General features: G+C 64.5%; 10 protein-coding genes. 3 read left to right on the top strand and 7 right to left on the bottom strand.

What is annotated here, in order from left to right; translation table 11 throughout:
- The coding region (locus C2U70_RS31030; RefSeq protein ID WP_186294580.1) for a caspase family protein at positions 1–721 on the bottom strand (721 nt) is incomplete at its 3' end.
- Between the two features lie 183 nt (positions 722–904).
- Entirely contained in the window at positions 905–1,333 is a 429-nt protein-coding gene (locus tag C2U70_RS31025) for a GFA family protein (protein ID WP_140982437.1), read from the bottom strand.
- A 95-nt stretch (positions 1,334–1,428) separates the two neighbouring features.
- Between C2U70_RS31025 and C2U70_RS31020 the strand changes: the two genes are divergently transcribed.
- Positions 1,429–1,803: a nuclear transport factor 2 family protein gene (locus C2U70_RS31020; RefSeq protein ID WP_140982436.1), complete on the top strand. Its 375-nt coding sequence runs from the start codon at positions 1,429–1,431 to the stop codon at positions 1,801–1,803.
- A 66-nt stretch (positions 1,804–1,869) separates the two neighbouring features.
- On the opposite strand, the gene C2U70_RS31015 is transcribed toward C2U70_RS31020, so the two are convergent.
- Positions 1,870–3,234 carry an FAD-dependent oxidoreductase gene (locus C2U70_RS31015; protein ID WP_140982435.1) on the bottom strand — a complete coding sequence of 455 codons (1,365 nt, stop codon included), beginning with the start codon at positions 3,232–3,234 and terminating at the stop codon, positions 1,870–1,872.
- Positions 3,235–3,418: 184 nt separating this feature from the next.
- On the opposite strand from C2U70_RS31015, the gene bla reads away from it, so the two are divergent.
- Both bla and C2U70_RS31005 read left to right on the top strand, forming a co-directional pair.
- The gene (gene bla / locus C2U70_RS31010) at positions 3,419–4,276 is read left to right on the top strand and encodes a class A beta-lactamase (protein WP_140982434.1); all 858 of its coding nucleotides are present in this window, start codon (positions 3,419–3,421) and stop codon (positions 4,274–4,276) included.
- 37 nt (positions 4,277–4,313) lie between these two features.
- The gene (locus C2U70_RS31005) at positions 4,314–5,921 is read left to right on the top strand and encodes a Na+/H+ antiporter (RefSeq protein WP_140982433.1); all 1,608 of its coding nucleotides are present in this window, start codon (positions 4,314–4,316) and stop codon (positions 5,919–5,921) included.
- A 178-nt stretch (positions 5,922–6,099) separates the two neighbouring features.
- Here the strand turns inward: C2U70_RS31005 and C2U70_RS31000 are convergent, their stop codons facing one another.
- The 4 genes from C2U70_RS31000 to C2U70_RS30985 form a co-directional block, all read right to left on the bottom strand.
- Positions 6,100–6,945: an N-acetylmuramoyl-L-alanine amidase gene (locus C2U70_RS31000; RefSeq protein WP_140982432.1), complete on the bottom strand. Its 846-nt coding sequence runs from the start codon at positions 6,943–6,945 to the stop codon at positions 6,100–6,102.
- Between the two features lie 3 nt (positions 6,946–6,948).
- Positions 6,949–8,286 (bottom strand): Rieske 2Fe-2S domain-containing protein, encoded by a 1,338-nt coding sequence (locus C2U70_RS30995; RefSeq protein ID WP_140982431.1) that lies wholly within the window; start codon positions 8,284–8,286, stop codon positions 6,949–6,951.
- Positions 8,287–8,483: 197 nt separating this feature from the next.
- Entirely contained in the window at positions 8,484–9,380 is an 897-nt protein-coding gene (locus C2U70_RS30990; protein WP_140982430.1) for a TauD/TfdA dioxygenase family protein, read from the bottom strand.
- A gap of 382 nt (positions 9,381–9,762) precedes the next feature.
- On the bottom strand, positions 9,763–10,797 hold the full coding sequence (locus tag C2U70_RS30985; RefSeq protein ID WP_140982429.1) for an IS110 family transposase: 1,035 nt from the start codon (positions 10,795–10,797) through the stop codon (positions 9,763–9,765).
- Positions 10,798–10,952 lie beyond the last annotated feature (155 nt).

Here is a 10,952-nt window from a genome sequence, read left to right as displayed (position 1 = left end):
CCTGCTTGTTGTTGGTGGTCTTGAGCACGTCGTCGCGCACGAAGCCGAAGGCGCGGCGGACGTCGAGGCCCGGCGTCGTCAGATGTTTCGACAGCGCGACGGTGAACGGACTGTTGGCGCCGTCGCCGTCCTGCGCCGTGAAGCCGGCCTTCGCGGAATAGGCGATCAGCGTATTCGGGCTGGCCGGCTCGACCTGGGCGAGGCCGCGGCCGATGCCGCGCGAGGCGATGGTGCGCTTCATGGTCTTGGCAAAGGGATTGTCGCGACAGGCGTCGAGGATCACCAGCCGTAGCTGTTTTGCGGGGTCGATCGCGACCAGCACGCGGTCGAGCGACAGCGCTTCGTCGTAAACGTCGGTGTCGCGCTCGAGCTTGGCGTCGACCGGGATCAGATAGTTCGAGCCGTCGACCTCGATGCCGTGGCCGGCATAATAGACCACGGCGATATCGGCGCTGCGCGCGGCATCCGCAAAGTCGCGCAGCGCGCGCCGCGTATCCAGCGCCGACAAATCATGGCGGGACTCGACGACGTCGAAGCCGGCGTCCTTCAGCGTCTTCGCCATCACGCTGCCGTCGTTGACGGGGTTCGCAAGCTGTGGCGCGTTTTGATAGGCGGAATTGGCCAGCACCAGCGCCACGCGCTTGGCGGCAAAGGCGGGCCCGGCGCCGAACAACAGCGCAAGAGCGAGGAGAAGCGGGCACAATTTGAACAGTTTGCGCATGACACGGCTTTCAAAAAACGAGGGACAATTCGACACCCTCTCAGCCTTGGTAGCAAGATCCGGCCGGAGCGCTTGTGAGGGACATCACGAAGCCTGCGACGGGAACCCTTTTCATTAGTCTCGCCAGAGCCATAGCGGTTCGCTGGAGAATGGCGCTGCAGCGGGTTCCCTGGCTGCGGTCCCTCAATCCGCGCCGATGTGCCCCTGATATTGCGGCAGATTGTCCGTAATCTCGTGCCAGGGCGCCTTGGAGCCTACGAAGATATGGGCCGTTGGCCGGATCGTGGGCGCGTCAACCAGCGTTCCCATGGTCACGTGCACCCATTTGCCGTCCCGCACCACCGAATAGAGCAGCGAGCCGCAGCGCCGGCAGTGCGCGTCATGGGTGATGTCGTCGCCATAGATCATGCGCGCATCCTCGCCGGCGACGACGCAGAATTTGCTCCGCGTGATGCCTGCGAACGGCTTGAAGGCAGAGCCGGTGGTGCGGCGGCAGTTCGAACAATGGCAATTCAGCGCATAGACGAATTCGTCCGCCACCTCATAGCGCACGGCGCGGCAATAGCATTCGCCGCCAAGGATGCGAGCGTTCTGATCTTTTAATGCAGCCATGACGGAATCCTCGCGGGGGCGACCAAGTCACCCATAGCGCAATTGCGCGCGCACGACTAAGTTTGCCGCGAACAAACTTTTGGGAGGATCAACCGATGAGCTATGACCGTTCGAGCGTCGAAGCCGTGGTACAGGGCTATTTCGACGCGCTCTACGAAGGCGATGCCGACAAGCTCGGCGCGGTGTTTCACCCCTCCGCCGATTTGCGCTGGGTTGAAAAGGGTGAGCTGAAAATCCTGACCGTGCCGGATTGGCTCGCCTGGGTGCGCAAGCGCGCCTCCGCAAAGTCGGAAGGCAAACCGCGCGAGGATTTCATCGTCACCATCGATCGCTCCGACGACAAGACCGCGTTCATCAAGGTCAAGTGCCAATTGCCGCCGCGTTACTTCACGGACTATTTGGTGGCGATGAAGCTCGCCGACGGCTGGCAAATCGTATCGAAGTCGTATCGGTATGACCTGAAGGATTGATTGGCAATCTGTGCCACGCGCGCAGGTGGGCTTCTTCGCCCCCCTTGCGGGGCGAGGCGAAAAAAGTCACGACACCTGCGCGCTCGGCTGCGCCGCTTCCTTCGCGCCGCGCGGCCGCAAATTGCCCCAGATCACGCGCGCGGCGATGGCCGGGTACAACAGGCTCGGCGGCGGGGCCTTGAGGTTGGCGACGCGCAGGAAGGCCGTGGCGAGTTGCGCATCATAGCGAGCGGCCTGATGCAGCTTGCCGATATACCAGTTGATGAACCTGACCTTGGCCGGCCGTGCGCCGACGACTTGCGGATGGCGCAGATCGTTGCCGACGGCGATATCCCAGGGCGTATCCACCGCGACGCTGGCGAGCCCAAAGAAGCGGCGCGCCAGATCGGAAGTCCCTTCGCGCAGCGCGCGCTGCAGCAGCACGGCTTCTTCGGCCGCGACCGTCATGCCCTGGCCGTAGACCGGATTGAAACTGCAGACGGCATCGCCGAACACGAGATAGTTTTTCGGAAACTGCGCGAGCCGTTCGTAACGGCGACGCAGGTTCGCAGGATAGCGGTAACTGACGAAATCACCGAGCGGCTCGGCATGCGCGACGATGTCGTAGATCTCGCGCGTCGGCAGCGAGCCGGCATAGGCCGAAAACATCTGCGCGTCGTCGGGCGCGTGGTCGCCAAGATAACCGCCGATCGAGACGATCCAGCGATCCTCGCTGTGGTAGAGGATGACGCCATTGCGCCAGTTCGGGCCGCTGCCGGCGACCACGATCGCGACCTTGCCGCCGAGGTCGGCCGGCTTGCGGCGGTAGAGCCGCGTGGTGTAGCCGATGCCGATCTCGATCTTCTCTTCCTCCGGCCTGGCATAGCCGAGCATTTCGAGCCAGGCCGGGCTCGCCGAGCCGCGGCCTGAGGCATCGACCACGAGATCCGCCGGCATCATTTGCTCGGCGCCGTTCTCGACCTTGACGCGGACGCCGAGAATGGTGCTGCGATCCTCGCTTCCGACCAGCCCCTGCACGGCGCAGCCGGCGATCGCGCGGACGTTGGGGAGCTTCAGCAGCCGGCGCCGGACTTGGCCCTCCAGCACCGGGCGCGACGCCAGGACCCCGAGAAGGTCGCTCGGCGCGGTCTTCAGCGCGACACCATGACCGAACCACCTGACGTCACCAGCGATGTCGCCGCGCACGCCGCCGTCCGCAACGACCTCGTCGGTCCAACCCGGAAAGAAATCTTCGATCACTTCGCGGCCGCGGGCGAGCAGGCCATGGGCATGGCGACCCTGCGGCACGCCCTTGCGCGGCTCGTCAGTCACCGGGAAGTGATCGCGCTCCAGCACGGTCACAGTGTCGTAGAAGTCGGCCAAGGCACGCGCGGCCAAAAGGCCGCCCATGCTGGCGCCGATAACGATGGCCTGCCTGCCGATCCCTGACATGTGTGATGCTCCTGCCGTCGTCACGACCGGCCCCATGCCGGACAGGCGGTGATACGGTCGGCGCGAGGCGCAGGTTTTCGGTCACGCTTGCACGAGGCGTCACAAATTTGTCAGGACGCTGGATGAAACCGGCACCGGCCGGTTCCGTACCGTGCCGCCTGTTTGATCTCGCTTAAGGATTCCCATGCCCCTCGATCGTCGTTCCCTGCTGGCAGGTCTTGCCGTCATCGCTGTCAGCCCCGCGCGTGCACAGGAAGCGCCGCCTGAACTCGAAGCCTATGAGCGCGCGAGCGGCGGCAAGGTCGGCGTCTATGCCGAGAACCTCGCAACCGGCGCAAAGCTTTCATGGCGGGCCGATGAGCGCTTCGTGATGTGCAGCACCTTCAAGGCGTCCCTGGCGGCTGCCGTGCTCGCCCGCGTCGATCGCGGCGAGGAAAAACTCGACGCGATGATCGCTTACGGCAAGGCCGATCTGCTCGACTATGCACCGGCAGCGAAGGAGAACCTTGCGGCGGGCGCGATGTCCGTGACCGACATGTGCAAGGCGATTGTCGAGATCAGCGACAACACCTGCGCCAACCTACTGCTGGCGCGGATCGGCGGCCCGGCGGCGCTGACCACGTTTTGGCGTTCACTCGGCGATCAGGTGTCGCGGCTCGATCACTACGAGCCTGAGCTCAACCGCTCGCCGCCCGGCGATCCCAACGACACCACGACGCCAACGGCGATGGTCGGCAATTTCCGCCGTCTCGTCATCGGCGACGCGCTGTCGGCCAAATCGCGCGCGCAGCTCACCGAATGGATGGTGAATTGCAAGACCGGCGCCAACCGGCTGCGCGGCGGCCTGCCCGCGAGCTGGACAATCGGCGACAAGACCGGCAACAACGGCAAGGACGCCTCGGGCGATATCGCGGTGGCCTGGCCGAAGCCCGATGCGCCGATCCTGATCGCGGCCTACACGCAAGGCGGCACGCCCAATGCCGCGCAGCTCCAGGCCGTCTTTGCCAGCGTCGGGCGCATGGCGGCACAAAAGCTCGCCTGATTGACCGCGCCTGCCCTTCCGGGGCAAGTGAACGGTCATGGAAGCCAAATTTCAGACCTTTCTCATCCTGCTCGCCGTGCTCGCGGGCACGGCGCTCGCGGCGCGCCGGTTCAACGTCGCGCCGGCCATTCTGCTGATGCTCGCGGGCGTCGGGCTTGCCTTCGTGCCGGGCATGCCGCCGGTCGAGCTGCCGCCGGAACTCGTGCTCCTGATGGTGCTGCCGCCGCTGATCTATTCGGCGAGCGTCGCCATGAGCTGGCGCGAGTTCAGGAACAATCTGCGGCCGATCGTGCTGCTCGCGGTCGGCGCGGTGATCTTCACCGCGGCGATGGTGGCGACCGCCACGCACTATCTGATCGGCCTGCCCTGGACTATCGGCTTCCTGCTGGGCGCCATCGTCGCGCCCCCCGACGTGGTCGCGCCGCTCGCGATCGCGCGGCGGCTGCACATGCCGCGCCGGCTGCTGGTCATCCTCGAAGGCGAAGGGCTCGCCAACGACGCCACCGCACTGATCCTCTATCGCTTCGCGCTCGCCGCAATCATGGTCGGGCATTTCTCACTGCCGACGGCCATCGGCGAGTTCGCCCTCATCGTCGCCGGCGAGATCGCCTTCGGCATCGGCGTCGGCTGGCTCTCGCTCCGCATCCGCAAACGGTCGCGGGATCCGCAGGTCGAGCTGACACTGTCTCTGATCACGCCCTATGTCTCCTATTGGCTGCCCGAGCATGTCGGCGGCAGCGGCGTGATCGCGACGGTTGCCTGCGGCCTCTATGTCAGTTGGAACGGGCCGCTCTGGATCTCGTCGGCCACGCGCCTACAAGGCATCTTCTTCTGGGACCTGATCATCTATCTGATCGAGGGCATCCTGTTCCTGCTCACCGGCTTCCAGATGCGCGAGCTCTATGAGAAGTCGAAGGCGTTTCCGCTAGACGAGATCCTGATCGTCACCGCGCTGGTCATGGTCGTGATCATCGTCGCGCGCTTCGCCTGGCTTTTTCCGGCGACCTACCTGCCGCGCATGCTCAGCAAGTCGCTGCGCAAGCGCGATCCGTCGCCGCCATGGCAATGGCCGTTCACGCTCGCATTCACCGGCGTGCGCGGCGCGGTGTCGCTGGCGGCGGCACTGGCGCTGCCATTCACATTGCCGAGCGGCGAGGCCTTCCCCTATCGCGACCTGATCCTGTTCGTCGCCTTCGCCGTCATCTTCATCACCCTGATCGGTGTCGGCCTGACCTTGCCGCCGGTGGTGCGCTGGCTTGGCGTTGCAGATGCCGGCCGCCACGAGCACGTCGCCGAGCATCAGGCCGAGATCTCCGCACGCAGGCAGGCGCTCGAGGCTGCGCTGAAATCGCTCGACGCCATGACCGAGCAGAAGGACCTGTCCGACGAGGTCGTCAAGCTGCTGCGCGCCCGCCACGAAATCCGCGCCAACCAGTTGCCCGATTCACTCGACGCCGGACGCCACGACGTCTCCGCCGCCGGCACCGCGCTGACCCGCGAGCTGATCGCGGCCGAACGCAAGTTCATCCACGTGCTGCTGCGGGACGGCGAGATCACCGACGAAACGCGACGGCGGATCGAGCGCGATCTGGATCTGGAGGAGGCGAGCCTGGCAAACCGGGAGTATCAGGACGGGCCGCTGTAGCTATCGCGACGTAGCCCGGATGGAGCGTAGCGTAATCCGGGTCTTTGCGTCCTCACAATCCATCCGCGCGGCAAGAGTCCCGGATTGCGCTTCGCACCATCCGGGCTACACGCAGCTTCGTCGCTTCAGCGCAAAATTGCTGCGCAATTTTGTCGCGAGCTCCTCGCAATGAAGACACCTACCGCCGCCTCTCGCAAAACTCCTTCATCGCGTCCGCCACCGCCGCCGCAATCAACCCGTGCCGCTCCGGCGCGTTCAACGCCATCTCCTCGTCGCGATTGATGATCGAGCCGCCTTCCAGTAGCACCGCCGCACTTCGGGTGCGTGAGAGCACGACGAGCTGATCGTAGCTGTAGACGCCGACATCCTTGTCGAGCAGCGGGTGCCGGTAGCGGCCCATGATCGGCATGGTGTACTGGGTGGCGTAGTGCAGGCCGCGCTCCTTCATCTCCTTGCCCAGCAGGCGCGCGAACAGCACGCTGCTCGCAAAGTGTGGGTTTTGCCGCGACACGAACAGCGAGTGGCCGGAGAAGCGGTCGCTGAAATGGCTTTTCGCGCCTTCGAACTCCCACTCCTCGAGCAGTTTGTCCGGCACCGAATCGTGATGGACGGAGAGGAAAAAGTCGGCCTTGGCATTATTGGCAACGCCGACGCGCTTGAGCAGGCTCGACCTCGCCTTGCCTTCGGTGACCAGCAGGCGCGTCGTGCCAAAACCTTCCGACTTGAGCCTGCCGACGATCAGCTTCGCGAGCCGGAGATTGAAGCCGAACTCGGTGTCGTTGCGCGCGCTCAACGCGCCGAAGGATTCCGAGGTGTGACCGACATCGACAAAGATCCGGAACTTCGGCTTCTCGCACTTTTGCGCCGGCAGCGGCGCCGGCTTCGGCTTTGATTTCGGCTTCGACTTCGGCTTGGCGACCGCCGGTTTCTTGGCCGTGGCCGCGACGCCTGCATCCATCGGCACAAGCGTCAGTGCGACGAGACACGCGACGAGGCCGGCGATGATGCTGCGCACCTGCGGCAAGCGCTACTCCGCCGCCGCGATGCGGGGACGCCCGACAAAACCCGCGACATCGCCGAACCGCTCCAGCATCACGGCCGGCAGGTCCTTGTCCCTTCTGGTGACGCAGGCGCCGGAGCGGACGGCATAGCGATCCTGATGCGCGACATGCGGCGGGACCTCGCCCTGCTGAAGCGCGCGGGCGGCATCCAGCACGGTTTTACGGAAATGCATGATGCCGAGATCAGTGGGTCCGAGATGCTCGCGGGTGCGATCCGCGATCGGCCCCTGACTGTCCTGCACGGCGGCATCCTGTTCGGAGACGCCCTTGATGCCGGTGTAGCTCTTCGTCTTCTGCAGCTTGCGGTCGATCAGATAGTCATTGCCCTTGTGACGCAGCGGCACGTAGTTGTCATCGACTTCGGCGATCACGCCATTGCCGCGATCGAACGCGTCGCGCTCGGCCTGCGTCAGCGGCCGTTCCGGATTCCAGGCATAGGTGTAGATCCAGCAATTGGTGTCGGTGACCGGCACGAAGGTCTGGCCAAAGATGACCTCGCCCGGCATCGCGCTCGGTGCGTAGGCGTGGAACGGCATCAGGAACTGCGCGATGCGCCAGTAGATGTTGTCGCCGCCGGTGAGCCGGCCGCCAGCGATCGTCAGGCCTGCCTCGTGCGGATTGATCTTGATGACAGGACGCGGATCCTCGGCGATCCAGCGCATGTGATCCGACGACATGCGCGCCAGCGGATTCACAAAATGCTTCTTGATATCAAGGATCTCGTTCTCCCCCTTTTCGAAGGAGAGATGCGCGAAGGTGAAATGCGCGGTGTCGATCGAGCCTTCCAGCGCCTGCACCCAGTTGCAGTCCTGCCACTTCTTGCTGACGTAGCGGTGCGAGGCCGGCAGCAGCGCCATTTCGAGATCGGGCAGTTCCGGCATTGCCTCGGCCGGGCCCATATAGGCCCAGATCATCTCGCCCCATTCGCGCACCGGGTATGATTTGATGCGGATCAGATCTTTTGCGCTGAGATCGGGATAGGATGTCGGCATATCCACGCAGCGGCCGTCGGTGTCGAACTTCCAGCCGTGATAGACGCAGCGGATGCCGCATTCCTCATTGCGCCCGAGCCAGAGATTGGCCCCGCGATGCGGGCAGTACTGGTCGATGACGCCGACGACGCCTCTGCTGTCGCGGAAGGCGAGCAGCTCCTCGCCGAGGACTGTAATCTTCTTGGGCTCGCCGTCGGGCTCGGGCAGCTCTTCGGACAACAGCACGGGAATCCAGAACCGCCGCAGCAGCTCGCCCATGCCCGTCCCGGCACCTGCTTCTGTCAGGAATTTGTTGTCCTCGGCGCGGAGCATGGCAGGCCCTCCCGAACACTTTTGAGAAGATTGGCGCGCGAGCAGAAGGACGTCAACGCAAGAACGCTCTCGTGTCCCGGACGCGGCGCGGCATGTAATGACGCGACGCTGAGCCGGGACCCATTGGGGCCGGTGGGCCCCGGCTCAGCAGCGCACCGCTAAAGGGCGCTGCGCTGCGTCCGGGGCACGAGAGTGAACTAAACCGGCCTTTCCCCCTTCACCGTCACCCGTGTCCCCGAGCGCGTATGCGGCCAGTAGTCCCACATCGCGCGGTGCTGGGTGCAGCGATTGTCCCAGAAGGCGATGGCGTTCTCGGTCCAGCGGAAGCGGCACTGGAACAGCGGGTTTTCCGCGTGCTGATAGAGATAGGCGAGGACAGCATCGCTCTCGTCGCGGGGGACCCCGTTGATGTGGCGGGTAAAACCGCGGTTGACGTAGAGCGCCTTCTTGCCCGTCACCGGATGCGTGCGTACCACCGGGTGCTCGGCATTGGGATAGGACGGGCGGTCGGCGACGCCGTAGTTGGCGTAGAGCCCGCGATAGATCGGCTCGCCGTCATGCAGCGCCGTGAGCCCGTCGAGATAGGCCTTCATGCGGTCCGAGAGCGCCTCATAGGCCGCGTACATGTTGGCGAACAGCGTATCGCCGCCGCGCGGCGGGCACTGTTTGATGTAGAGGATCGACCCCATCGGCGGCTCGAGGTCGCAGGAGACATCGGAGTGCCAGCCCTCGCCGTTGGCGCGCGGCGAGTTCTTGTCGGCATAGATCTTCATCAGCGCCGGGTCTTCGTCCTCGTGGGGTGCGGCGGGATGGAAATGCAGCTCGCCAAATTTGCGGCCGAAGGCGAGGTGCTGCTTGGGCGTGATGTGCTGGTCGCGGAAAAAGATGACGAGGTTTTCGGCGAGCGCGCGATGGATCTCGTCCATCTGCCGGTTGGAGCGTGCATCGCCATCGACGAGGCTGCCGATATCGACGCCGGAGATTTCGGCCCCGATGATCGGGGTGAGCTTCTCGACGGCGATGGTTTCGTAGGGTGCGCCGTCTTCCGCCATGTGGCGATAACGCGGACCCTGCTTGCCGGACAGCGAGCTCATGGGGCGGTGTCTCCCGATCGTTCTTGATTGGAGACATCGTAGCCCGGATGGAGCGCAGCGCAATCCGGGAACAGTTATTCCACCGAGCAAAGAAAAACCCGGATTTGGCTTGCGCTCCATCCGGGCTTCTGTAACGGGCCTTGGTTAGTCAATCCCTTTTAGCGTGATCCACTTTGCCGGGCACTTGCTTCTGTACGGGATCGGCGCGGTGGCCGTCGCCTGATGGGGTGCATTGAGGAGCCGGCCGGCCAATCTACGGAAGCGTGGTTGTGAGCCGACTTCCCGGATGGCGGCCTGACCGGATCCATCGTCCCGGCGAAGGGACCTCGCTCGGGGAGAGCCTGGTGTCGTGGCCCGCCCAGAACCGATTGATACTCCTTGCTTAGGTTGCCGCGGCCTTGGCCGCCGGGTTGAACGGTTTGGCATCGGCGAGCATGCGATGCAGGATCACGGCGAGCTTGCGCGCCAGCGCCACCTTGGCCTTGCGCATGCCCGCGCGTCTGGCGATCCGCATCGCCCAGCTTTTCAGCGCTGAGCAGTTCTTGATTGGCTTGGTCAGCATGACGTGAGCCGCCTGATAGAGCGCCTCGCGCACGGAGGCATCGCCGATCTTGCTGATGCGGCCGGTGTAATCGGTTTCGCCTGATTGGTACTTCTTCGGGGTGAGGCCAAAATGCGCTCCCGTCGCCTTCGACGAGCGGAAGCGCTTCGGATCGTCGACCGCCGAGGCATAGGTGAGCGCAACGATCGGGCCGACGGACGGTGTCGTCATCAAGAGCCTCGCCTGCGGGTGCGATCTGGCGAGCTTCTGGACCTGCTTGTCCAGGCCATTGAACTCGCGCCGCAGCACGGCATGGGCTTCGAGCAGCGCTCGGGCCACCACCTCAAGTCCGGGATGGCCGGTGACGAGCTCCCGGATACGTTCGGCGAACGTGCGCTCGGTGGTCGGGCCGACCTTCAGGCCAAAGCCGCGGAGCACGCCGCGCAGACTGTTCTCGACGTCGCGCAGCTTGGATTGCAGCAGCTTGCGCGCGGTTAGAATGGCACGAGTCTCCTGCGCTTCGATGGACTTGCAGTGCACCGGCCGGAACCAGCCAAGCCGCATGAGCTGGGCGATCCCACGCGCATCGTTGCGATCCGACTTCACCGGCATCGCCTTGAAGGCATCGCGCACGTGCCGTGTCTCCAGAAGTTCAACCGCAAGGCCAGCGTCCCACAGAGCTGCATAGAGCCATTGCGACAGCGGACCAGCCTCCAGCCCGATCCGATCAAGCACTAGACCCTGCGACCGGAACCAGGCGATTAGAGCTTCCGGCTCGCTCGCAACCTTCGTCTCGCGCAAAATCTTGCCCGTCCCATCGACAAGGCAGACGCTCGAGCATTCCAAAGACACGTCAATTCCTGCATAGTGGTACATGGTCGTCCCTTAATGATGCTTGGAGCGGGCTTGCCCGACTCCGTTGAACACCATCAGTTTGAGGGACGACCGCCTTTCAACCAACAGGCCGCTCGCGAGCGCGCTTTCAAATTGCGCCGTAGCGAGCGGGCGGCCGGCCCGTTACCCCATCTACG

Source organism: Bradyrhizobium guangdongense (genome assembly GCF_006483445.1).
Classification (GTDB): domain Bacteria; phylum Pseudomonadota; class Alphaproteobacteria; order Rhizobiales; family Xanthobacteraceae; genus Bradyrhizobium; species Bradyrhizobium guangdongense_A.
This window is presented reverse-complemented; position numbering and strand designations above follow the sequence as displayed.

Excerpts from the sequence above, each read along its gene's own strand:
- C2U70_RS31025 (WP_140982437.1), bottom strand. The coding sequence starts at position 1,333 with ATGGCTGCATTAAAAGATCAGAACGCTCGCATCCTTGGCGGCGAATGC.
- C2U70_RS31020 (WP_140982436.1), top strand. The coding sequence starts at position 1,429 with ATGAGCTATGACCGTTCGAGCGTCGAAGCCGTGGTACAGGGCTATTTC.
- C2U70_RS31015 (WP_140982435.1), bottom strand. The coding sequence starts at position 3,234 with ATGTCAGGGATCGGCAGGCAGGCCATCGTTATCGGCGCCAGCATGGGC.
- bla (WP_140982434.1), top strand. The coding sequence starts at position 3,419 with ATGCCCCTCGATCGTCGTTCCCTGCTGGCAGGTCTTGCCGTCATCGCT.
- C2U70_RS31005 (WP_140982433.1), top strand. The coding sequence starts at position 4,314 with ATGGAAGCCAAATTTCAGACCTTTCTCATCCTGCTCGCCGTGCTCGCG.
- C2U70_RS30995 (WP_140982431.1), bottom strand. The coding sequence starts at position 8,286 with ATGCTCCGCGCCGAGGACAACAAATTCCTGACAGAAGCAGGTGCCGGG.
- C2U70_RS30990 (WP_140982430.1), bottom strand. The coding sequence starts at position 9,380 with ATGAGCTCGCTGTCCGGCAAGCAGGGTCCGCGTTATCGCCACATGGCG.
- C2U70_RS30985 (WP_140982429.1), bottom strand. The coding sequence starts at position 10,797 with ATGTACCACTATGCAGGAATTGACGTGTCTTTGGAATGCTCGAGCGTC.